18 protein-coding genes are annotated in these 23,792 nt (G+C 62.5%); 10 read left to right on the forward strand and 8 right to left on the reverse strand.

The window, feature by feature from the left end; translation table 11 throughout:
• Window positions 1–431: 431 nt before the first annotated feature.
• Together ABIE16_RS17550 and ABIE16_RS17555 are read right to left on the reverse strand one after the other, a co-directional pair.
• Window positions 432–1,553, reverse strand: a complete 1,122-nt coding sequence (locus ABIE16_RS17550; protein WP_102672755.1) for an LLM class flavin-dependent oxidoreductase — start codon at window positions 1,551–1,553, stop codon at window positions 432–434.
• 138 nt (window positions 1,554–1,691) lie between these two features.
• Window positions 1,692–2,876 carry a flavin-dependent monooxygenase gene (locus ABIE16_RS17555; protein WP_150812557.1) on the reverse strand — a complete coding sequence of 395 codons (1,185 nt, stop codon included), beginning with the start codon at window positions 2,874–2,876 and terminating at the stop codon, window positions 1,692–1,694.
• A gap of 1,240 nt (window positions 2,877–4,116) precedes the next feature.
• Here ABIE16_RS17555 and ABIE16_RS17560 point away from each other — a divergent pair.
• From ABIE16_RS17560 to ABIE16_RS17585, 6 genes are all read left to right on the forward strand, one after another.
• Window positions 4,117–4,632 (forward strand): flavin reductase family protein, encoded by a 516-nt coding sequence (locus ABIE16_RS17560; RefSeq protein WP_057714069.1) that lies wholly within the window; start codon window positions 4,117–4,119, stop codon window positions 4,630–4,632.
• Window positions 4,633–4,641: 9 nt separating this feature from the next.
• Window positions 4,642–6,321, forward strand: a complete 1,680-nt coding sequence (locus ABIE16_RS17565) for an FAD-binding protein (RefSeq protein WP_429521654.1) — start codon at window positions 4,642–4,644, stop codon at window positions 6,319–6,321.
• Window positions 6,309–7,064, forward strand: a complete 756-nt coding sequence (locus tag ABIE16_RS17570) for a glucose 1-dehydrogenase (RefSeq protein WP_090456735.1) — start codon at window positions 6,309–6,311, stop codon at window positions 7,062–7,064. The genes ABIE16_RS17565 and ABIE16_RS17570 overlap by 13 nt, the downstream gene beginning before the upstream one ends.
• A gap of 13 nt (window positions 7,065–7,077) precedes the next feature.
• The gene (locus tag ABIE16_RS17575; protein ID WP_429521655.1) at window positions 7,078–8,160 is read left to right on the forward strand and encodes a 2Fe-2S iron-sulfur cluster-binding protein; all 1,083 of its coding nucleotides are present in this window, start codon (window positions 7,078–7,080) and stop codon (window positions 8,158–8,160) included.
• A 227-nt stretch (window positions 8,161–8,387) separates the two neighbouring features.
• Complete coding sequence (locus ABIE16_RS17580; protein WP_349735485.1) at window positions 8,388–9,134, forward strand: SDR family NAD(P)-dependent oxidoreductase; 747 nt, start codon at window positions 8,388–8,390, stop codon at window positions 9,132–9,134.
• A gap of 72 nt (window positions 9,135–9,206) precedes the next feature.
• Entirely contained in the window at window positions 9,207–10,787 is a 1,581-nt protein-coding gene (locus ABIE16_RS17585; protein ID WP_429521656.1) for a FadD3 family acyl-CoA ligase, read from the forward strand.
• Between the two features lie 522 nt (window positions 10,788–11,309).
• Here the strand turns inward: ABIE16_RS17585 and ABIE16_RS17590 are convergent.
• Both ABIE16_RS17590 and ABIE16_RS17595 read right to left on the reverse strand, forming a co-directional pair.
• A complete protein-coding gene (locus tag ABIE16_RS17590; RefSeq protein ID WP_429521657.1) occupies window positions 11,310–12,188 on the reverse strand; it encodes an SDR family NAD(P)-dependent oxidoreductase in 879 nt (292 codons plus the stop codon).
• The gene (locus ABIE16_RS17595; protein WP_429521658.1) at window positions 12,185–13,927 is read right to left on the reverse strand and encodes an FAD-binding protein; all 1,743 of its coding nucleotides are present in this window, start codon (window positions 13,925–13,927) and stop codon (window positions 12,185–12,187) included. Before ABIE16_RS17595 ends, ABIE16_RS17590 begins: the two co-directional genes overlap by 4 nt.
• Before the next feature lie 326 nt (window positions 13,928–14,253).
• Between ABIE16_RS17595 and ABIE16_RS17600 the strand changes: the two genes are divergently transcribed.
• The 3 genes from ABIE16_RS17600 to surE all read left to right on the forward strand — a co-directional run bounded on the left by ABIE16_RS17600 (window position 14,254) and on the right by surE (window position 18,231).
• Entirely contained in the window at window positions 14,254–15,771 is a 1,518-nt protein-coding gene (locus ABIE16_RS17600; RefSeq protein ID WP_306345028.1) for a DUF1302 domain-containing protein, read from the forward strand.
• A 23-nt stretch (window positions 15,772–15,794) separates the two neighbouring features.
• Window positions 15,795–17,174, forward strand: a complete 1,380-nt coding sequence (locus ABIE16_RS17605; protein ID WP_057714060.1) for a DUF1329 domain-containing protein — start codon at window positions 15,795–15,797, stop codon at window positions 17,172–17,174.
• Between the two features lie 79 nt (window positions 17,175–17,253).
• The gene (gene surE / locus ABIE16_RS17610) at window positions 17,254–18,231 is read left to right on the forward strand and encodes a 5'/3'-nucleotidase SurE (protein ID WP_407515699.1); all 978 of its coding nucleotides are present in this window, start codon (window positions 17,254–17,256) and stop codon (window positions 18,229–18,231) included.
• Window positions 18,232–18,964: 733 nt separating this feature from the next.
• Here surE and ABIE16_RS17615 read toward each other — a convergent pair.
• The 4 genes from ABIE16_RS17615 to ABIE16_RS17630 form a co-directional block, all read right to left on the reverse strand.
• On the reverse strand, window positions 18,965–19,423 hold the full coding sequence (locus ABIE16_RS17615; protein WP_057714058.1) for an REP-associated tyrosine transposase: 459 nt from the start codon (window positions 19,421–19,423) through the stop codon (window positions 18,965–18,967).
• Window positions 19,424–19,629: 206 nt separating this feature from the next.
• Window positions 19,630–20,745, reverse strand: a complete 1,116-nt coding sequence (locus ABIE16_RS17620; RefSeq protein ID WP_429521659.1) for a 3,4-dihydroxy-2-butanone-4-phosphate synthase — start codon at window positions 20,743–20,745, stop codon at window positions 19,630–19,632.
• Complete coding sequence (locus ABIE16_RS17625; protein ID WP_223531817.1) at window positions 20,742–21,668, reverse strand: alpha/beta hydrolase; 927 nt, start codon at window positions 21,666–21,668, stop codon at window positions 20,742–20,744. Before ABIE16_RS17625 ends, ABIE16_RS17620 begins: the two co-directional genes overlap by 4 nt.
• Window positions 21,655–22,494: an SDR family NAD(P)-dependent oxidoreductase gene (locus ABIE16_RS17630; protein ID WP_429521660.1), complete on the reverse strand. Its 840-nt coding sequence runs from the start codon at window positions 22,492–22,494 to the stop codon at window positions 21,655–21,657. Before ABIE16_RS17630 ends, ABIE16_RS17625 begins: the two co-directional genes overlap by 14 nt.
• 146 nt (window positions 22,495–22,640) lie before the next feature.
• Between ABIE16_RS17630 and ABIE16_RS17635 the strand changes: the two genes are divergently transcribed.
• Window positions 22,641–23,684, forward strand: a complete 1,044-nt coding sequence (locus ABIE16_RS17635) for a Rieske 2Fe-2S domain-containing protein (protein ID WP_057714054.1) — start codon at window positions 22,641–22,643, stop codon at window positions 23,682–23,684.
• The last annotated feature ends 108 nt before the right edge of the window (window positions 23,685–23,792 follow it).

Here is a 23,792-nt window from a genome sequence, read left to right on the forward strand (position 1 = left end):
GGATTCTGGCGTACCTGTAGGCAACGACGCAAGGCGGTGTAGCTTTCATCAAGTAACACTGACAGCCGTTAAACAGGCTTCGTTTAACAACCCAAAAACCTGTGGGAGCGAGCTTGCTCGCGATGGGGTCATACCACTCAACATCGATGTTGAATGCAAGACCGCCATCGCGAGCAAGCTCGCTCCAACAGAGGGGCATGTGATGGTCAAGTTAGTGCAAGCATAAAAAAACGGGCCTTGGGGACCCGTTGGAAAGTGGGCCTGACGTCCGTGCCAGGCCTGAAATGCGTTCAACTGTAGGAGCGAACCTGCTCGCGATGGTCGCCAACGATAACGCTGCAAGCCTGGCACCCCGCGGCGTTCTCCGGTTTATCGCGAGCAGGCTCGCTCCTACAAGGGGTATGCGGTGTTCATGCGTTTAGCGTCAACTATCACGCCTTGCGGAAATGCGGAATCACCTTCTCGCCAATGTTCTTCAAGGTCTCCAGCTGCGCCCACTGCGGCACGGTGCCCATCTGGCAGATGAACAGGATTTCGTCGGCGCCGGCATCGATCAGGCGCTGCACGTAGCCGATACAATCCTCGACGGTGCCGTAGGCGTGGTTCGGGTTCATCATGGCCATGGTCGGGTCGGAGAAGTCGACACTGACTTCTTCAGAGGCGAAGCGCGACTTGATCACGCTCTGGCCATTGCCATCGACGAAGGTGTCGTCCTTCCACTTCTCCGGATCCGGACGCTCGCCACCGCCGTACCAGTAGCCCAACGACTCCATGAAGTAACGCTGGCCACGGATACCGATGCGGCGCGCTTCTGCGTTGTCGTCCAGCACGATGGCCGGGCACAGCGCGGCAATGTGACGGTTAGGGCGGAAGCCCACTTGCTTCTTTTCATCGCGGTTGTCGTAGGCCGTGTGATACACCTCAACCTTCTTGGCGATCTCTTCCGGGCCACCGAAACCCAGCACCAGCGCGCCCATGCCACGACCGCCGGCATTTTTCAGCGACTCGGTGTTGGTGCACGCCAGGTACATCGGCGGGTGCGGGTCCTGATACGGCTTTGGATGGATCGGACGCTTGGGGATCTGCACGAAGTCGCCGTTGTGCTCGATCTCGTCCTGCACGAACATTTTCGGAATCAGGTACATCATCTCGTCGATCTGCGGCTGCAAGGTCGCCAGGTCGTAGCCGAAGGTGCCGGCTTCCTGCTGGGTACCGCCCTTGCCCACGCCAAAGTGCACACGCCCCTTGGACAGCAGGTCGAGGGTGGCGATGCGCTCGGCGACCTTGACCGGGTGGTTCATCGCCGGAGGCAGGCAGACCACGCCGTGGCCGATACCGATGCGCTCGGTTTTACCGGCCACGAAAGCCAGCATGGTTTCCGGCGCGGACATGTGCGAGTAGTTGCTCAGCGCCGTGTGTTCCACGCACCAGAAAGTGTCAAAACCCAGCTTGTCGGCCAGCACGGCCTGCTCGACGGTGTCTTCGAAAATCTTGCGGTCGCCTTCGCGGCTGGAGTCCACCGTCTGGGCTTCGTAAATCAGGGAAAATTTCATGGTTGATCCTTGTGCTTATTTGGATGCGCAGTCGGCGCCGTAGACCTTCGCCTTACCGCCAATGCTCGGGCATCGGCGGGGCGCTCGAATCACGCAAACGGACTAGCCCGATTCATAGAAAAGAGCTGTACGCCAGCGTCAGAGGAAAAAGTCGCTGCTGTCCTGCCCCATGCTGACCCCGCCGAGGTTCCAGGCGTACTTGGCCGGGCTGTTGGCGACGTGGGCGCGACCGGTGTGAATATCACGGAACGCTCGGTTGATCGGATGGCTGCGGAAGATCGTCGAAGCACCGCTGTTGAACATCAGGTCACCAGCGGCCTTGGCGCACTTGTCGGCCACCAGCGCCGAGTCGTAACGCATCTTCACCCGCTCGGGCATACTCAACGGCTCACCCTTTTGCGCGCGCTCCAGCATCAGGGCGAAGTTGCGATGCAGCACGGTCTTGCACTCATCGACGCAGACCATGGCGTTGGCCAGCGCCGATTGCGCGGCCGGGTCCTGGACCATCTTGCGACCGTCATTGACCCCGACCCGGGCGCGGTTGTGCTCGACAAACTGATCCACCGCGCCTTGCAGGGCACCGATGGCCGAGGACGAAACCGCACGCACGAAGATCTGCCCGAATGGCAGGCGGAACAACGGCGCGGTGTTGACCGCATTGCCCGGACTGTTCTGCATGAAACCATCGAGGGCGCGATGGGTGCGGTACTCGGGAACGAAGGCGTTCTCCACCAGAATGTCGTGGGAGCCGGTGGCTTCCAGGCCCATGACGTTCCAGTTGTCGAGAATCTGGTAATCGCTGCGCGGCACCAGGAACGTTCGGTAATCCGGCGCCCCGCCCGCCTCTGCCGGCGGCACCAACGCACCGAGGAACGCCCACTCGCAATGCTTGCTGCCGGAGGAAAAGCCCCAGCGACCGCTCAATTTGAAACCACCCTCGACCCGCTCGACCTTGCCCACCGGCATATAGGAAGAGGAGATCAGCACGCTGGAATCCCTACCCCAGACATCCTGCGCGGCGCGGTCGTCGAACAGCGCCAGTTGCCAGTTGTGTATCGCTACCACCCCCAGTACCCAAGCCGAGGACATGCAGCCTTCGGCAAGGGTCATCTGTACGTCGAAGAAATCCTTGGGCTCCAGCTCATAGCCTTCCCAACGGGACGGTTGCAGGATGCGAAAGAACCCGGCGTCCTGGAAATCCTTCAGGGTTTCTTCGGGCAACTGGCCTGCTTGCGCGGCATTCAGGGCACGTTCACGCAGGATCGGCACCAACTCGCGGGCACGTTGGCTCAGACGCTGGCGAATCAGGTCTTGGTTGAGCATTTTTATTGTTCTCCTTTGTTCACCCCATCCGCCGGGGCGCGCGTGCAACGGGGCGGGTGTAGCGCCCCTACACTGGCATTCAAACAATGCGCAACGCAGGGGACATCCCTCAAACGGACCATGTGGGATTGGGGAACTGGTCTTTGGCGGTGTATCTGGACGGGATGTGTTGCTTGGCAGGCTGCCATCGCGAGCAGGCTCGCTCTCCGGTCTCCGGTTTTACTCGGGACTTGTGGCCACTGAAGATCCCTGTGGGAGCGAGCTTGCTCGCGATGGCTTTGTGTCAGGCGATAAGTGTTTTGTGGGTGTACATATCCGTTGCTGCGGTAACGGCCACTCAGGGTTCCGCCCTTACGGCGGGTCACTTGGAAAAGCCCCAAGTAACCAAGGGCTCCTGCCCCTTTCGTTCGGTGCCTCGCTTAGGCTCGGCATGCCCTCGCTCCGGTCCTGCTCCGTGGGCCCGCCGCCATCGGCCATCCATGGCCGGGGGCGGCTAACCCGGCATCCATGCCGGGTTGCCCACTGCGCAGAACCTCCACTCGGCCTCACGAGGGGGCGTACACCGCAGCAGTGCCAGAGGCGGCCTACCGGCCGACCTGTTTGCTGGGTGCGTTCGTCTGTGGAGTACCTCGTCGGCTGGCAGGCCGCTATCGCGAGCAAGCTCGCTCCCACAGGTATCGAGTACTTCTGCAAAATTTCGGTCGGCTGGCAGGCCGCCATCGCGAGCAAGCTCGCTCCCACAGAAGAGCAGAGCAAAAGCAGAGCATCCCGCACCACCGCGTCGCTTCTCACCACTCATCAGGCCGAGCGTTAGCTCGCCTGCAGCTTTTGATCTTGATCCACCCGCCCCCTCGGCAGGCTGAGTGGAGGTGTTCAGCCGGGGATTGGCGCGCAGCGCCGTTCGACGCAGTCGAACACATCGCATGTAGGTGCCAGCGAAGCCAACCGGAGGGCGATGCCCCCGGATGAATGCCGGAGCGAAGGAACCCCGAGCCTTGGCGAGGGGCCGTACGTTCGGGGCGAGACTTTTTGGTTCCTTTTGTGTCGTTTGACAAAAGGGACTCGCCGTAAGGGCGAAACCGCCAGCCGCCGTTACCGAAGAAACGGATATGTACTCAATCAACCAAGAACCTGGTCGGCCCAGAGGCAGCCAAGGCCTAGTCCCCTCGGACGATGCTCCAGACAAGAGCCAGAGCAAGAATCCATCGCACTCCCCACCCAACAAAAAAGGCCCAGTGCGATGAACGACGTCAATCTCAAAGCCGACATGCTCCAGGCCATGCGCCGCCTGGCCAAGTCAGTCACCATTATCAGCACCAGCAACGGCACCGAACGCTTCGCCATGGCCGCCACGGCCGTCGACTCGCTGAGCACCGAGCCACCCTCGCTGCTGATCTGCGTCAACAAGACCGCCTCGCCCCACGCCGCACTGGCGACCGGCGCCGACTTCTGCGTCAACATCCTCGGCGTCGAACAACAAGACCTGGCCAACCTGTGCAGCGGCGCGATCAAGGGCGAAGCACGTTTCGACCGCGGCAACTGGCTGACCAGCCCCGGCGGCATTCCTTACCTGGGTGACGCACAGTCGGCGATCCTCTGCCGCCAGGACGGCCACTTCAGCTACGGCACCCACACCGTTTTCATCGGGCGCATCCTGCAGATCCACACCACCGCCGAAATCACCCCGCTGGTCTACCTCGACGGCAGCTACACCACCACCGCCAAACCCGCACCCTCTCTCGCTGCTGCTGGCTGAGGCCCGAACATGGACAGCCTGAACGGGTTGACGGCGTTGCGAGTGAACAGCGCCGACCAGTTGCCATGGGATGACCGTTGCGACTTGCTGATCGTCGGGTTTGGCGGTGCCGGCGCCTGTGCCGCCATCGAAGCCAGCACTCGCGGCCTGTCAGTGCTCGCACTGGATCGCTTCGAAGGCGGCGGCGCCACGGCGCTCAGTGGTGGCGTGGTGTACGCCGGTGGTGGCACGCCGTATCAGCGTCAGGCTGGCTATGAAGACACCAGCGAAGCCATGTTCAATTACCTGCGTCAGGAAGTCGGCGAAGCCGTCAGCCACGCGACATTGCGCAATTTCTGCGACGGCAGCCGCGAACAACTGGCCTGGCTGGAGCGACAGGGCGCGGCGTTCGAGGCCAGCGTGCCGCCGCATAAAACCTCGTACCCGAGTGACCAGTACTACCTCTATTACTCCGGCAACGAAGCCGTGCCGGCCTATGCCGCCAGCGCCAAACCGGCACCCCGTGGCCACCGCACCAAAGGTCCGGGCATGTCCGGCGCCAGCCTGTTCGCCCCGCTCAAGGCCAGCGCCTTGCGTCACGGTGCGCGCCTGCGCAGCCAGTGCGAAGTGCGGCGACTGGTGCTCGACCTCGACGACAAGGTCATCGGCGTCGAAGCCTGGCAGTTGCCTTCCGGCAGTCGCGCAGCCCGACAACATGCGCGGCTGTCGCGCTGGGCCGCCGCCATTCATATGTACGCCCCCGCATTGGCTGACCGCTTGCGCGCCCGTCAGCGTCGCATCGAGCAGACCAGCGCCATTCGGCAATTGATTCGCGCCGAACAGGCGGTGCTATTGAGCAGCGGCGGTTTTATCTTCAATCGCGACCTGGTGCGCCAACACGCGCCGCAGTACCTGGCCGGGTTGCCCCTGGGCGCCACCGGGTGCAATGGCAGCGGCATCGCCCTGGGCCAGAGCGCCGGTGGCAGCGTGGCGCGGATGGACAAGATCAGCGCTTGGCGCTTCATCAATCCGCCACTGGCCTGGGCCCGCGGGCTGATCGTCAATGCCCGTGGACAGCGTTACGCCAACGAAGAAATCTACGGTGCGACCCTCGGCCACGCCATGGTCGAAGAACAAGACGGTCGCGCGATCCTGGTGCTCAACCGTGAGCTGATGCGCGAAGCGTTGCGTCAGGTGGGCCCGGGTAAGGTGTGGAATTTCCAGCGCCTGCCGGTGCTGCTCAATCTGCTGTTCAACGCCAAACGCAGTAGCAGCCTGGCCGGGTTGGCCAAACGCTGCAACCTGCCGCCGGAACTGCTGCGCCAGAGTGTCGAACGCTATTCCCGGGCGGCACGCGGTGAGGTCGCCGACGAGTTCGGCAAGTCCTCGGCGATGCTCGCCAATCTCGAACAAGGCCCGTGGTACGCCCTCGACCTGTCCTTCACCAGCCGCCTGTTCCCCTGCCCGGTCATCACCCTTGGCGGGTTGAAGGTCTGCGAGGGCAGCGGTCGGGTGCTGGACCATGCCGGCCAACCTATCCAGGGCCTGTACAGCGCCGGCCGCAATGCGGTCGGGGTCGCTTCCAACCTGTATGTCTCCGGCCTGTCCCTGGCCGACTGCATTTACTCCGGTCGCCGGGCTGCCGCCCACGTGGCCGACCAATTCGCACTTCAAACCGCACGATCAGGAGAACAACAATGCAACGTGTAGAAGGCAAAGTCTGCATCATCACCGGCGCCGCCAGCGGCATCGGTCGCGAAGACGCCCTGCTGCTGGCCCGCGAAGGCGCCAAAGTAGTACTGACCGACCTCAACGAAGAGGCCGGTCGCCAGGTGGCTGCAGAAATCGGCGCCAACGCGCTGTTCATACGCCACGACATCGCCAGCGAAAGCGATTGGCAACAGGTGATCAAGACCACCGTCGAACACTTCGGCCGTCTCGACGTACTGGTCAACAACGCCGCGATCCTGGCCCTGGGCAGCATCGAAGACACCACGCTGGAGCTGTGGCAGAAGGTGCAGAAGATCAACGGCGAAGGCTACTTCCTCGGCTGCAAGTACGCGATCCAGGCGATGAAGGAAACCGGCGGCGGGTCGATCATCAACATGTCGTCGGTGGCCGCGTTGGGCGCGATGCCGATGTTCTGCGCTTATTCGGCGTCCAAAGGCGCGGTGGCGGCGATGACCCGTTCGATTGCCCTGCACTGCAAACAGCAGGGTTACCGCATCCGCTGCAACAGCGTGCACCCCGATGGCGTGAACACGCCGATGACCCAGGCCCTGGCCGGTGGTCAGCCGATCCCGCAGGAAGCGCTGGACCAGGACCCGATGAACCGCATGGCCGCGCCACGGGACATTGCCAACGTGGTGCTGTTCCTGGCCACCGACGAGTCGCGATTCGTCAACGGTGCCGAGATTCGCGTCGACAACGCCCAACTGATCAGCAGTCTCTGAGGTCGAGGTGAACATGGGCACGCAACAACAGAACCTGACCCCGGCCGAACACACGACGGCAAGCGTCTCATTGCAAGTGTGCGCGGTGATCGACGAAACCCTGGATGCGCGCTCGCTGGTGCTGGACGTACCGCCAGCCCTGCGTGAGCGCTTTCGCTACAAACCGGGCCAGTTCCTGAGTTTTCGCGTGCCCTTGGCCGGCAAACTGTTGACCCGCTGCTACTCCATGGCCAGCTCGCCCCTCGCGGACGCGCTGCCCAAGGTCACGGTGAAACGGGTCGACGGTGGTCGGGTGTCGAACTGGATGAACGAAGTGCAGGTCGGCGACTGGCTGGAAGTGCTGCCACCGGCCGGGCATTTCTGCCTGGACCCGCAGGCGGACACCGAAAAGCCCCTGGTCTTGTTCGGGGGCGGCTCGGGCATCACCCCGGTGTTTTCCATTCTCAAATCGGTGCTGCACAGCAGTCGGCGACCGATCAAATTGATCTACGCCAACCGCGATGAGGCGTCGGTGATTTTCAAGGACGAGCTGTGCCAGTTGATCAAGGCGCATCCTGATCAACTGCACGTGGTGCACGTCCTCGATTCGGTGCAGGGTTTCCTGACGGACCATCAGGTCCGTCATCTGCTGCGCGGATCGGCCGGCGGCGACTACTTCATCTGTGGGCCTGGACCGTTCATGGACACCGTGGAGCGCACGCTGCTGGCAGTGGGCGAAGCGGCCGAGAGGATCCATGTCGAACGCTTCGTCTCGCCGCCGGACCCCGATGAACTGCTGGCCGAAGAGGCCGTGGCACGAGCTGCGGCCATGGATTCGCAATGCGAAGCGCTGATCGTCGAGCTCGATGGTCAGCAACACGAAATTGCCTGCAAACCCGGCGACACCCTGCTGCAAAGTTGCAAGGTCGCCGGTCTGGACGTGCCGTCGTCCTGTGAAGAAGGTTTTTGCGGGGCCTGCATGTGCATGGTCAGGGAAGGTGAAGTCCAGTTGGCGCGCAACGACGTCTTGACCCCGAAGGAACTCGCCGACGGCTGGACACTGGCCTGCCAGAGCCGACCGACCGGTGCCCGGGTACGCCTTAAATTCCCCGACTGAGACCCTCCCCCCTGTAGGAGCGAGCATGCTCGCGATGGTCGTCAACGATAACGCGGGGTATCTGAATACCCGCGTTGTCAGGGCATTTTTCGCGAGCATGCTCGCTCCTACAGGAAGGCATGATCAAAGGCGCTCTGTCGCCTTAGTCCCAATGGACGATCACCCAGGCCGGGTCTGCGGTTAGACTCGACCACAGCATTAGCCCACAAAAATAAAGAGGTGCAGTTATGGCTCGTTTGCAGAATAAGGTCGCGGTGGTCACCGGCGGCGCTTCGGGTATCGGTCTGGCCTGCGTGCGCCGTTTCGCGGCCGAAGGTGCGCAAGTGGTCGGGCTGGACATCGGCAGCGCACCGGCAGACTTTCCCGGCCTGTTCATGGCCCTGGACGTGCGCGACGAAGCGCAGGTGCAGCAGGTCATGCAAGAAGTCATCAGCCGCTTCGGGCGCATCGACGTACTGGTCAACGCCGCCGGCGTCGCCGACCAGGGCAGCGTGACCCAGACCACCACCGCCAACTGGCAACGGGTGATGGACATCAACCTGACCGGCAGCATGCTCACCAGCAAATACGCGCTGGCGTCGATGGTTGAACAACGTAATGGCTCGATCATCAACGTCGGTTCGATCTTCGGCCTGCAAGGCTGCGACGGCAACGTGGCCTATAACGTGTCCAAGGGCGGCATCAACCAGCTGACCCGCTCGATGGCCATCGACTACGGCTACGCCAACATTCGCGTCAACGGTCTGTGCCCCGGCCTGATCGAAACGCCGATGACCAGCATGGTCCGTGACAATGACGCGTTCCACGCCTTCTTCGCCTCGCAGCACATGCTCAGCCGCTCCGGGCAACCGGAAGAAGTGGCCAACGTTGCGCTGTTCCTGGCGTCCGACGAAGCATCCTTTGTCAGCGGCCAGATGATCGCCGTGGACGGTGGTTTCTCCGCCGGTCGCCGTTTCGCCCCGCCCGCCCAGTAATTCGCAATCCGGCCGGGCGCCCTGCCCGGCCTACTCCCTTTTTCGTACTTGTCTTCTAACCGGGGAGGCCCCATGCCGCCTGTCGCCACCGCACTGACCATTGCTCAACTGTTCGCCAACGCGGCCCAGGCCTACGGCGACCGCCCGGCCATCGAGGACGCGGGCCACACCATCAGCTACCGACAACTGGACCAACTGCGCCGCCAGGCTGCCCGCGCACTGCTGGCCCTCGACGTACAGGTCGGGGACCGCGTGGCGATCTGGGCGCCGAACGTGTGGGAGTGGATCGTTGCGGCTGGCGCCCTGCAAAGTGTCGGTGCCGCCCTGGTGCCGCTCAATACCCGGATGAAGGGCAGCGAGGCCGGCTACATCCTGCGCGAAAGCGGCGCCTGCGTACTGTTTGCCATCGGCGAATTCCTCGGCGCGGACTACCCCGGCATGCTGACGTCGGAAGACCTGCCAGCCCTGCGCCACATCGTCAGCGTGCGTGGTGCCAATTCGGGCACCCTGGCGTGGAATCGGTTTATGGATCTGGCGGCCGATGTGCCGCAACTGGCCTTGCGCACCCGCGAACAGAGCGTTGGCCCGCAGGCCTTGTCCGACGTGTTGTTCACCTCGGGCACCACTGGTAAACCCAAAGGCGTGATGACCAGCCACGGCCAGAACCTGCGAATCGTGCGGGACTGGAGCGATATCGTCGGTTTGCGCGAAAGCGATCGCTACCTGATCGTCAATCCGTTCTTCCACTCCTTCGGCTACAAGGCCGGCTGGCTGGCAGCGCTGATGCGTGGCTGCACCCTCCTGCCGCAGCAGGTGTTCGACGTGCAGGCCGTGCTCGAATGCGTGCAGCGCGAACGCATCACCGTGTTGCCCGGGCCACCGACGTTGTATCAGTCGTTGCTTGCCCATCCGCAACGCAACGAATTCGACCTGAGCTCCTTGCGCGTGGCGGTGACCGGGGCGGCAGCAATTCCGGTGGAGATGATCCACCGCATGCGCGACGAACTGGGCTTTGCCACCATCGTCACCGCGTATGGCCTGACGGAAGTCTGCGGGTTCGCCACGATCTGCCGGTCCGGCGACTCGGCAGAACTGGTCGCCAACACCAGTGGTCGGGCGATGCCGGGGGTGCAAGTGCGCTGTGTCGGCAACAGCGGTCGCAGCCAGCCGGCCAACATTCCCGGTGAAGTGCAGATTCGCGGCTACAACCTGATGCAGGGCTATCTCAACAACCCCGAAGCCAGCCAGGAAATACTCGACGCCGACGGCTGGCTGCACACCGGCGACATCGGCATGCTCGACGAACAGGGTTACCTGCGCATCACCGACCGCCTCAAGGACATGTTCATCACCGGTGGCTTCAATGTGTACCCGGCGGAGATCGAACAGTGTTTGCTGACCTATCCGGGCGTGGCCCAGGCAGCGGTAATCGGGATTCCCGACGAACGCTTGGGCGAAGTGGCGATGGCGTTTCTGCTGCCTGCTCCGGGTATGGAAATCGAGCAGACCCGATTCCTCGCCTGGTGCCGTGAGCAGATGGCCAACTACAAGGTTCCGCGTCGGGTGCAGGTGCTGCAGAAGATGCCGATCAATGCGGCGGGGAAAGTGACCAAGAATGTGTTGCGCGAGTGGGCATTGCAGCCAGTCGACTAAACACAATCCCTGTAGGAGCGAACCTGCTCGCGATGGTGTGTCAGTCGACATCAATGCAACTGATAGACCATCGCGAGCAAGCTCGCTCCCACAATGTTCGAGGGTGTACACAAATTTCGCGTCCGACACAGCTCAACTGTGGGAGCGAGCTTGCTCGCGATAGCGTCAAGTCAATCGACATAGATGTTGGCTGACACTCCGTCATCGCGAGCAAGCTCGCTCCCACAATGTTCGAGGGTGTACACAGATTTCGTGTCCGACACAGCTCAACTGTGGGAGCGAGCTTGCTCGCGATAGCGTCAGGTCAATCGACATGGATGTTGGCTGACACTCCGTCATCGCGAGCAAGCTCGCTCCCACAATGTTCGAGGGTGTACACAGGTTTCGAGTCCGACACAGCTCAACTGTGGGAGCGAGCTTGCTCGCGATAGCGTCAGGTCAGTCGACATAGATGTTGGCTGACACTCCGTCATCGCGAGCAAGCCCGCTCCCACAGGTTTTGTGTGTGCCGAGATGACGTAGTTAAACCACCCGCGCCGGATGCTGCTTACGCGGGTCGCCGAGCATGGCGCGGTGGGACGGCGGCTGGCGGCCTTCGGCTTCGCTGATGCCGTAGCCAGGGGCAATTTCGGCGGTGATCAGGGTCTGCCCGGACAACGCCATCAACTGCGGATCATTGAGCAAGGCATGAATCACCCGCCCGTTGAATTGCGGGGTTTCGGCGTGGGCCAGAAACGCCTGGTACTGCTCGCCATGCTGTTCGCCGGCAATCTTCGTGCGTTCGGTCAGTTGCGGGCCGAGCCACAGCGACAATGCCGCCACGCCCTGCCCTTCGAAATCGATCGCCATGTCCGCCGCCAGCTTGTCGACGCCGGCCTTTTGCGCGCCGTACGCCGGGCCATGCATGTAGCACCCGGCACCGAACGACGAAGTGAAGCAAATCAGCCCTTGGGCACTTTTGAGCAACAGCGGCGCGGCATAGAAGCTGGCGATGTAGGCCGAGCGCAGGCCGACGTCGAGAATGCGCACCAGGTCCAGCGGTTTAGTCCAGAACGGCCCTGGTTCGATCAACTGGTCATGGATGAACGCGGCGTTGTTCACTAGCAGATCCAGATGCCCGCACTCATGTTCCACACGGGTAAACAGCGCCTGAACCTGCGCGTCATCGGCGTGATCACAGACCACCGCGATACCGCGCCCACCGGCGTCGGTGATCGCGGCGGCGGTGTCCTCCAGCGAGCCGCGCAAGGCATGCCCGTACAAATTCGACCCGCCCTGCGCCGGGGCGCGACCGGTGACATACACCGTCATGCCCGCCGCCCCAAGGGCCAGGGCAATACCCTGCCCGACTCCGCGACTGGCGCCGGTCACTACGGCGATCTGTGGACGCTGGTTGTTCATTCGACACTCCCGGACAAGGTTTTCGCCGAAGCGGTTTCGCTCTGGCGCTTGATGTGATTGGCGGCCAGGTAACCGAAGGTCATGGCCGGGCCGATGGTCGAACCGGCACCCGGATAGGTGCGGCCCATCATCGAGGCGGCGCTGTTGCCGATGGCGTACAGACCGTTGATCGGTTCGCCGTCTTCATGCAACACGCGGGCGTGCACGTCGGTCAGCAGGCCACCCTTGGTGCCGATGTCGCCGGCGTCGATGCGCACGGCGTAGAACGGCCCTTTGAGCAACGGCGCCAGGCACGGATTGGGTTGCACGTTCGGGTCGCCGTAGTAGCGATCGAACAGTGATTCGCCCTTGTGGAAATCCTCGTCGACGCCCTGCACGGCCATGCCGTTGAAACGCTGCACGGTGCGCACCAGCCCGCCAGCGTCGACGCCGATTTTCGTCGCCAGTTCTTCCAGGCTCGACGCCTTGTGGAAGTAATCACGCAAATGCTCGGGCAATTGCCAATCGCGCTGGGCATAGCCCGGCAGCAAGGCGCCGCACGGGTATTTGCGGCGGAACTCGGCGTCGAACACCATCCAGCACGGCACGCTCGCGGCGCCTTCGCGGTTGTTGGCGTACATCGCGTAAACAATATCGGTGTAAGGCGCGGCCTCGTTGACGAAACGCTCCCCCGCCGCGTTGACCATCACACACCCCGGCAAGGTGCGTTCAACGAACAGCGCCCGCTGTTTTTCTTCGCCCTTGACGTAAGTGGTCGGCGCCCACCAGCTGTGCTCCATCAACGCGGTCCGAGCACCGATGGCCTGGCCGGCGCGAATACCGTCGCCGGTATTGTTGGGTGGCGTGGCACTCCAGTTGGCCCGGGATGGCTGCGGCAGGTACTGCTCGCGCATTTCCTGGTTACGCTCGAAACCACCGGCGGCGATGATCACCCCGTAGCGCGCCTTGACGTTGAGCAACTGACCATTGCGATTGACCCGTGCCCCGCCGACCCGGTCGCCGACCAGCAGCAGCTCTTCGAGTGCACAATTGAGCCACAGCGACTTGCCGCGATCCTGCAACGAACAGCGCAAGGCACCGATCAAGGCATTGCCCAGGGTCAGGAAACGGTCGCGACGGGATAAACGCCGCCCCTCGCGATCACGCCAGTAGCGCCACATCACCCGCAGGGTCAGGCGCAACCAGCCGGGGCCACGGCACAGCAGCACTTGCGCCTCTTTCATGGTCATCGCCATGCGCCCCATCATCAGGGTGCCGGGGGACGGTGTGCGCATACGCAAAAATTCTTCGCCGAGTTCGGCGGCATCGAACGGTTGCGGATCCATCGAACGATAGCCCGGTTTTCCGCCCTCGACTTCCGGGTAGTAATCGGCGTAGCGCGGTTGCGCCTCGAAGCGCACGCGGGTGTGTTTTTCCAGGTACTCGACCATCTCCCGGCCGTGTTCGACATAGGCTTCGATGCGCCCATCGTCGATCTCGCCATGGGTCACGGCGCGGATGTAGGCAATCGCTTCGGCCGCCGAATCACTGCCGCCGATGGCGTTGATCCGGTGATTGTTGGGGATCCAGATGCCGCCGCCGGACACCGCCGAGGTGCCGCCGTACTCGCCGCTCTTTTCGATCAGCAACGCATTCAGGCCCAGGTCGTGGGCGCGCAGCGCTGCGGTCATGCCCCCGGCTCCCGAGCCAATCACCAACACATCACAGCACTCGTCCCATTTGATCCCGGCAGCGTTCATGCGATCACCCTTGTTCAGCGCCCATCAGGCAGAAACCGCCACCGCCGGATCTTCGCCCGGTGCAGTCGGTCTCGGGATTGTTCGCCCCGTGCGCCGGGTGTTCATCGTCCGATAAGACTAAGGCCAGGACTGCGCCCGCCCCGTACAAATCGCTTAGTCCGCTTGGACGATGTTGCGCGCAAGTCGTGACTCCATAGTCGCCCACAGCACCAATCACTCCCCTGAAATGCAGGTCGGGCAGGTCTGACCTGGGCCATGAGGACGACATGATAAAAACAATAATCGCCCCACCAACACAGCACCCTCGCACACAGCTTGTTCTATTGATGCTGGCTGGTGGACTTAGCGCTCACGTTAACGCCATGAGCTTTCAGCCAAGCGAAGACTTGAGCATCGACTGGGACACCACTCTGACCTACAGCCTCGCCTGGCGGACCGAGTCTCGCGATCACAAGCTGACCGCCAATGCCAACGGCAACGACGGCGACAACGCGTTCGACAAAGGCAGCCTGATCAACAACCGCAGCGGCTTTCTCACCGAAGCCAACATCAAGTGGCAAGACGACTACGGCGTGTTCGTCCGGGCGACGGGCTTCTACGACAACGTCTACGATCAGGACAACGACAACACCACCGGCACTTCCAACTGCTTCGCCGGCGGCCATTGCAGCAAACCCGACCGTTTCTCCCAGGACACCATCGACCAGCATCGCAATGAGTTGCGCATGCTCGACTACTACGCCTATGGCACCTGGGACGTGAGCGGCCATGCCCTCAACGCGCGCCTGGGTAATCAGGTGGTGAGCTGGGGTGAAAGTCTGTTCTATCCGGGTATTTCCGCGGCCCAGAGCCCGGTGGACGCGACCAAGGCGACCACCCCGGGCGTCGAGGTCAAGGAAATCCTGCTGCCGGTCGGCCAACTGTTCACCCAGTTCGCCCTGACCGAAAGCCTGGGTATCCAGGCCTACTACCAATACAAGTGGGAGAAAACCGAGCTGTTCGGCGTGGGTAGTTACTTCTCCACCACCGACTTCATCGACGAGGGCGGCTTCAACGACGCCTCCGGTTTCGTCACCCGCCTCAAGGACGACAAGCCGAGCGACAGCGGCCAGTACGGTGTGGCCTTCACCTACGCCGCCGAGTCGCTGAACAACACCGAGTTCGGCCTCTTCTACTCGCGCTATCACGACAAGACGCCGTCGCTGGATTTTGCGACGAACCTGGGCCGCTACCAGGTGCGCTACTTCGACAATATCGACCTGTTCGGTGCGAGTTTCGCCACGGTGCTGGGCGATGTCAGCTGGGCCGGTGAAGTCAGCTACCGAGACGGCACGCCAGTGATGGTCGACAACGGTTTCTCCAGCCCCGTGCGCGGCAAGACCATACAAGCACAAACGTCGATGATCTACGTGCTCGGCCCGACCTCCTTCGCCGACAACACCAGCCTGACCGGCGAGCTGGTCTACAACACCGTGGTCAGCAACGACGAGTCGCAGCCAGTGACCCTGGCCCCTGGTTTTGCGCTGCCGGGCACCGACAGCCTGGTCTATGACCGCGATGCCTGGGGCTACACGGTGCAGGCGAACTTTGACTACAACGACGTGTTCAGCGGATGGGACATGTCGGTGCCTGTCACCTTCAGCGCCGCCGCCCACGGCGACAGCTCGATGGTCGGCTCGATCAACGCCGGCCAGAACGATAACCGCGCCAGCATCGGCAGTTCGTGGCGCTACCTGGGCAACTTCACCGTCGAGGCCCGCTACAACGCCTACCTCGGCAGCGCCAACAACAGCCCGTTGGCCGACCGCGACAACGTCGCGCTCAACTTCAAGTACCGGTTCTGATTCCCCTGTCGGAGGAGCACAGCATGTCCAGATTCACCCAAACATTATTGAGCACTGCGCTGACCGTCGGCCTGCTCGGCAGTGGCCTGGCCTACGCCAAGGTCAGCCCCGAAGAAGCCGCCCGCCTGGGCCAGGACCTGACCCCGATGGGCGCCGAAAAAGCCGGCAACGCCGACGGCAGCATCCCGGCCTGGTCCGGCAAATGGCGCGGCCTGCCGCCAGGACTCAAATACGCCGGCCCCGGCACGCCGTACCCGGACCCGTACGCCGCGGAAAAACCGCTGTTCGTGATCGATTCGAAGAACATGGACAAGTACGCCGACAACCTGACCGATGGCCAGAAGGCGCTGTTCAAGCGATATCCGGATACCTTCAAGATCCCGGTCTACCCGAGCCACCGCGACTTCCGCCTTGATCAGCGCCTGGAAGACCAGATCAAGAAAAACGCCGTCACTGCCGAACTCGAGAATGACAACAACGACACCAAAAACGCCTGGGGTGCCTCGCCGTTCCCGATCCCGAAGAACGGCAGCGAGTTGATGTTCAACCATACCTTGCAGGGGCGCGCCAACACTGAAGAGGCCAACTACGGCCAGGCGGTGGTGTACTCCAACAAGGAAAAGGTGCTGGAAGAGGTCAACTACAAGATCTTCTCGATCTGGTCGAGCCCGGACAAAACCCTGGAGGCCGCGAACGGTGTATCCACCCACTTCCTGCTCACCACCCTGGAACCGGTGCGCAAGAAAGGCGAGATCGTGGTCGGTCACGAGTTCATCAATCCGACCGCCTCCCCGCGCCAGGCCTGGCAGTACAGCCCCGGCCAACGCCGGGTACGTCGCGCGCCGACCGTGGGTTATGACTCGCCGACCGGCGCGGGAGGCTTTCGGGTGTACGACGAAGACCGCCTGTTCAACGGTGCGCCAGACCGCTACAACTGGACCATCGTCGGTAAGAAGGAAATCTACATTCCGTACCACAACTACAAGATCGACGACCCGAGCGTAACGGCCGACCAGATCCTGGACACCACCGGCCACGTCGATCCGCAGTACATGCGCTACGAGAAACACCGCGTCTGGGTGTTGCAGGCCAACCTCAAGGAAGGTGCCCGCCACGTATACGCCAAGCGCGTGCTGTACCTGGACGAGGACACCTGGTCCGCGACCATGGCCGACAACTACGACAGCCGTGGCCAGTTGTGGCGCACCAACATGCAGACCTCGATCTACGCCTATGAGATGCAGCGCTACCACGCTCGCCTTGGCATCTACCACGACCTGATCGCCGGCTCTTACCTGGTTGACCGCATGCTGATCGATCAAAAGCCGGCCAAGCTCAACGCCACCGCCTTCACTGAAGACGAATTCACCCCTGGCAACCTGCGCAAACTCGGCACCCGCTAAACTCACCGCGCCCCGACCGAATCATTCGGTCGGGGCGTTGTGCTTTGTAAAATCCGCTGCGCCCACGGAAGACTTCGCCATGAAAAAACTCCTCACCGGCATCATCGCCATGGCCAGCGTTGGCCTGTCGATGCAAGCCAACGCCCTGAACATCCTCCTGACCAACGACGATGGCTGCCGCGCGCCCGGCATCGATGCGATGTACCGGGCGCTGACCGCCGCCGGGCACAAGGTCACCCTGGTCGGCCCGTTGAACGACAGCAGCGGCATCAGCGCCGCCAGCGTGGTCGTACCCGGCCAGGCCCTGGCGGTGACCGAACTGGCGCCAGGCAAATTTTGCGTCGGGCCGCCGCAGGACTACACTCCGCCCGCCGGCAAGACCTCCGCCATCGGCACGCCGGTGGATGCTGTCAACGTCGGCCTCGACGTGATCCTCAAGGATTCGCCGCCAGACCTGGTGGTGTCAGGCAGCAACTTCGGCGAAAACGTCGGCCCGCTGACGCAGATGTCCGGCACCCTCAACGCCGCCGTTCGCGCGATGTTCAAGGGAATTCCGGCGGTGGCGGTGTCCACGGGTATCGACATGGACCTGATCATCCGCGACCAGCAGGCCGGCTACCGCAAGACCCTCGGCGCCATGGACGACACGGCGCGCTTTGCCGTGAAGGTCATCGAACAGGCGGGCCTGGCCGGTACAGACGCCAAACAGGCCTGCGCAAGGAACAAACATCAGTGTGATCTGAACGTGCTCGGCCTGCCCGGTGTCAGCGGCCTGAACCTCAACTACCCGCCCCTCAAACCCGATGAAGTCAAAGGCGTGAGCTTTGCGCCGATCGGCAATTGGGATCGGGTCAACTTCACCTCCCAGCGCGGCGCCGACGGCGTGGTCCACGTCAACCTGGCCGCCCCGTCGACACCGACCGAAACCCAGCAAAAGGCCGATGCCTATCAACTGTGGCAAGGCCACGCGGTGATCACCGTGATCGACGGCAACATGACCGCGCCGCAGGCGATGCAAGATCAGGCGAAGAAGATATTGCGCGGGGTCAGGCCTTAAGCAAGCACGGAGCGGTGTTAATCACAAAGCCATTGCTCGCGATGAGGCCGGCCCAGTCCACATCAATCTCGCCTGACAGACCGCCATCGCGAGCAAGCTCGCTCCCACAGGGTTACCGGTTGTACGCAACATCTGCGGTTATCCAAAAATCATTGTGGGAGCGAGCTTGCTTGCGATGAGGTCGGCCCAGTCCACATCAAACTCGTCTGACAGACCGCCATCGCGAGCAAGCTCGCTCCCACAGGGTTAGCGGTTGTACGCAACATCTGCGGCTATCCAAAAACCAGTGTGGGAGCGAGCTTGCTCGCGATGAGGCCGGCCCAGTCCACATCAAACTCGCCTGACAGACCGCCATCGCGAGCAAGCTCGCTCCCACAGGGTTACCGGGTGTGCACAACATCTGCGGTTATCCAAAAATCATTGTGGGAGCGAGCTTGCTCGCGATGAGGCCGGCCCAGTCAACATCAAACTCGCCTGACTGTCCGCCATCGCGAGCAAGCTCGCTCCCACAGGGGTACCGGGTGTGCGCAACATCTGCGGCTATCCAAAAATCATTGTGGGAGCGAGCTTGCTCGCGATGAGGTCGGCCCAGTCCACATCAAACTCGCCTGACAGACCGCCATCGCGAGCAAGCTCGCTCCCACAGGGGTACCGGGTGTGCGCAACATCTGCGGCTAACCAAAAACCAGTGTGGGAGCGAGCTTGCTCGCGATGGTGGCTACGCGGTTACGGATCAAACCCAGATCGCATCCCACAACGGATAGTCGCCAAGCTTCTCAACCAACCCAGCCCGCAACGGGTTCGCGACAACATATCGAGCAAGCTTGACCAGGTCCTCATCCCGCCTCAACGCCCGATCGTGATAGCCCTGCTGCCATAGACTGCCTTTACGTCCGACGGACATGTTCACGGCCCGCGTACTCAATGATTTGGTTTTTTGCATCAGCTGACTGAGTGAGCACTGCTGCAACTCGATCAACCAATGAAAATGATCGGGCATGACGACCCACGCTAAAGAGTTCGCCCAGTATTGTTCCTGTGCATACTGAAATTGCTTGACGACCAGCCTGCCCAAACCGAAATCCTTGAAAACCGGTTCTCGATCCAGCGTATTGCTCGTCAACAGGTAAACCCGGTTGGGCTCGGCATAGCGGCCGATGCGCAGACGAAATGAAGCAGGTAAATCAGGCATTCCTTTGCCCTCTCCATGGTGAATTCAGGAGCAAGGCTAGACCGGTGGATGCTTGGGCGTTGGGTCAACCTTTGACCGGATGTGACCAATCGATAGCTATCGCGAGCAAGCTCGCTCCCACAGGGTTACCGGGTGTACGCAACATCTGCGGGTATCCAAAAATCATTGTGGGAGCGAGCTTGCTCCCACTGGGTTTTGTGTTGGCTTCAGACTGCCGGCTGAAACGGCGCAAACTCCGTCACTTCCAGGTCAAACCCGGACACGGCGGTGTACGGCACCGGCGAACTCATCAGGCGCATTTTGCGCACGTTCTGGTCGCGCAGGATCTGCGCGCCGATGCCCAAAGTCCGTTGCGGAAACTGTGGCGCCCGGTGCTTGCCGCCGCTGCGCTGACGCAGTTGCTCAAGCACGCCTTCGGCGGATTCCTTTTGCGCCAGCAGCACCAGCACACCGCTACCGGCCGCCGCGATACTGGCCAGCGAACGCTCCAGCGTCCACTGTTGCGGCCCGCCTTCGCTTTCACACCCCAGCACGTCACGCAACGTCTCGATGCTTTGCACCCGCACCAACACCGGTTGCGTGCTGTCGATCCGGCCCTTGACCAGCGCCAGGTGCAGCGAGCCCTGGTAGGTGTCCTGATAGGTGGTCACCTGGAACTCACCGTGGCGGGTATGCAGCGGATACTCGCCGCCGCGCTCGATCGTGCCTTCATGCAGGATGCGGTAGTGAATCAGGTCGGCAATGGTGCCGATCCGCAAGCCATGACGTTGGGCGAACTCATGCAACTCGGCACCACGGGCCAGTTCGCCGTCCTCATTGAGTATGCCCACCAGGGTTGCCGCCGGTTGCAGCCCCGCCAGTCGCGTCAGGTCGCAAGCGGCCTCGACATGTCCGGCCCGCTGCATCACGCCACCGGGCAAGGCTTGCACCGGGAAGATATGCCCCGGTTGCACCAGGTCCGTCGGAACGCTGGCCGGGTCGACCGCCACCTGGATCGACCGCGCCCGGTCCGCCGCCGAGATACCCGTGGACACCCCGGTGGCGGCTTCGATCGAGCGGGTAAAACCCACGCCATGTTGCGCCCGGGAGTTGGGCACCATCAGGTCCAGGCCCAGCGCTCGACAGCGCTGCTCGGTCAGGGCCAGGCAAATCAGCCCGCGTGCCTGCACCGCCATGAAAGTGACGGCTTCGGCCCCGGCCTGTTCGGCGGCCATCAGCAACGAGCCTTCGCCGTTGTGTTCGTCGTCGGTGATCACCACCATCCGACCGGCGCCGATAGCCTCGATCAGTTGCGGTACCGTGTTGAAAGCCAGGCCGTTCATTTGAGCGCCCCGCGCAGGTCGGCCGCCGCATCGGACAAGGCATGTGCCGCCCCTTCGACAAATGGCGCCATGCTGATAAAGCCGTGGATCATGCCGTCACAACGCTGTACGCGCACAGGCACGCCGGCCTCGCGCAGACATTCGGCCATTGCCTCGCCCTCATCGCGCAACGGGTCGAATTCGGCAGTCATCAGGGTGGTTGGCGGCAATCCCGCCAGGCTCTCGGCACGCAACGGCGAGGCCAATGGATCATCCGCCTGCCCGACGTCTTGCAGATACTGCTGCCAGAACCAGCGCATCATTGCGGCGGAAAGCAGATAGCTCTCGGCAAAGTCTTCGAAAGACTGAGAGTCGCAACCCGCATCGGTGACCGGATAAAACAGGCACTGATAGCTGATCTTCGGTCCTTGGCGTCGTGCCGCCAACTGACTGACCGCCAGCGCCAGATTGCCCCCGGCGCTGTCTCCGGCCACAGCCAGCCGGCTGCCATCGACGCGCAGTTCAGCCGCGTGCTCGACCAGCCAGCAGGTGGCCGCATAACAATCGAGAGGCGCAGCGGGGAACTTGCTTTCCGGCGCCAGTCGGTAGGCGACCGACACCACCACCGCCTCGGTCTGGCGGGCCAGCGAGCGGCAGAGATTGTCGTGGGTATCGAGATTGCCCATGACAAACCCGCCGCCATGGAAAAACACCAGCAACGGCAGGTCGGGTTCTTCCGATGGCCGGTACAGCCGTGCGTCCAGTTCACCGTCCGCGCCGGCCACCCGCAAGTCGCGTACTTCGCTCATCGGATCGCCGGGAATGGCCGGCAGCAGGTTGTCGGAGAACTGCCGGTACTGAGCGGCATCGACCTGGCTGAAATCGGGCTCGGGGATGTCGCGAAATTGCTGGAGCACCCCAGCGATCTGCTTATCGAGCGGCATGGGCATCGTCCTCTACGTCGGCCATTTGAAACTGCGGATTGGTCTCGCCCAGGATGCTTTGTACCCGGCGCTCAAGGGCCGGCTTGAAACCCTTGTGGGGCAGGATCCAGAAGCGTTTTTGCGCGATGGCGGCGAACACTTGCGCGGCCAATTCCGCCGGGGTCATGCCCTGACGAATGGTGCTATCGAGCAGTTGGCTGAAGTCGGATCCGGCGGTGTCCACCACCTGGTTCGACGCCATGATTTCACTGGCCACCGGCCCCGGGCACAGCACCGAAACCGATACCGGCGCACCGATCATGGCGAGTTCGTAATGCAGGGTTTCCGAGAGCGCGACCACCGCCTGCTTGGTCACGTTGTACGGCGCCATCAGCGGACTGCTGACCAGCCCGGCAAGGGACGCGGTGTTGATCACATGGGCTGCCCGGCCCTGACTGAGCAGCAACGGCACAAAGCTGCGAATGCCGTTGATAACGCCGTTGAGGTTGACGTCCAGCATGCGCTGCCATTGCGCCTCGGTGATTTCCCAGCTGAAGCCGGTTTGCATCACCCCGGCATTGTTGAATAGCAGGTCGACCCCGCCGAAGTGCTCGACAGCCCGGTCACGCAAGCGCTCGACCTGTTTCACATCACCGACATCGGTGACGCAGGCAATCGCTTGCACACCGCTGGCCTTCAATTCGTCGCACAGGGCTTGCAGGCCCGCTGCATCCCGATCCGCCAGCACCAGGCGCATGCCCAGTGTCGCTGCGTGTTCGGCCAGGCCACGACCAATACCACTGGCGGCCCCGGTAATCACCGCTACCGGCCCTTGTTCATTACTCATCGCCAACTCCTGCCATGGGTCCAATGGCGCCAGTAGAGCGGGCCTACTTAAAGCAGCCATCGTCCATTCAGACGATGCCCGCTTTTACAGGGGCGGCAGAATCCGTTACATGCGCCAACCCCGTGATCCCTTGGGAGAATAATAAGATGAGTACCCTGCACCGCATCGAAGCCAAACTGCTGGAAGACCGCTACGCCCGCGGCTGGCATTGCCTGGGCCTGGCCGCGCAATACCGCGACGGCAAGGCCCATCGCCTGGAGGTGTTCGGCACCCGTCTGGTGGCGTTCCAGGGCGAAGACGGCGAGCTGCATATTCTTGATGGCTACTGCCCGCACATGGGCGCCGACCTGAGCACCGGTTGCGTTGAAGGCAACTCGATCCGCTGCCCGTTCCACGCCTGGCGTTGGGGCGCCGATGGCGTGTGCGATGACATCCCCTACGCCAAGCGCATCCCGCCACGGGCCAAAATCAAAAGCTGGCCGATCATGGAAGAGAACCAGTTGCTGTTCGTCTGGAATGACCCCGAAGGCAACCCCCCGCTGCCGGAACAACGCATTCCGCGCATCGACGCCTGCTACAGCGACGAATGGGCGGCGTGGGAAGTCGCCGAGCTGCAGATTGACACCAACTGCCGCGAACTGATCGACAACATCGCCGATATGGCGCACTTCGGCACCGTCCATGGCGCGCCGGTCGACGAGTTCATCAACATTTTCCAGGGCCACCTGGCCACTCAGATCATGCGCGCCCGCAGTGAGCGCCTGTCCGGTGACAGCGTGCTGACCACCGAAGCCACCTATTTCGGCCCGGCCTATCAGATCACCGAGATGAACGGTGCCATGAACGGCCAGCCGATCCACTCGATCCTGCTCAACTGCCACGTGCCGGTCGACCTCGACAGTTTCACCCTGCGCTACGGCGTGCTGGTGAAGAAGATCCCGGGCTTGAGCGAAGAGCAGAACCAGGCGATGGCCAAGGCCTACGTCGCGCAGGCGCAGGCAGCCTTCTACGAAGACGTGGCCATCTGGCACAGCAAGACCCGCGTCGATAACCCGCTGTTGTGTGACGGCGACGGTCCGGTCTATCAGCTGCGCCGTTGGTACGAGCAGTTCTACACCGACGTCGAGGCGCTGTCGGCGGACGTTGCCGAACACAAGAAGTTTGTCGTGCGCGCCAGCGAACGGGTCTGACGCCAGCGGTTTTTCGCCCGTCATGGGCCTGTTCGGCAGCCGCCGGTCAGGCCCTGAGCCCGAGCGTTGCAAGGAGTCGATACCGGCGCTTATTCTCGGCCACCGCCA

It is taken from the genome of Pseudomonas sp. 2725 (genome assembly GCF_050434585.1).
GTDB classification, from domain to species: domain Bacteria; phylum Pseudomonadota; class Gammaproteobacteria; order Pseudomonadales; family Pseudomonadaceae; genus Aquipseudomonas; species Aquipseudomonas jessenii.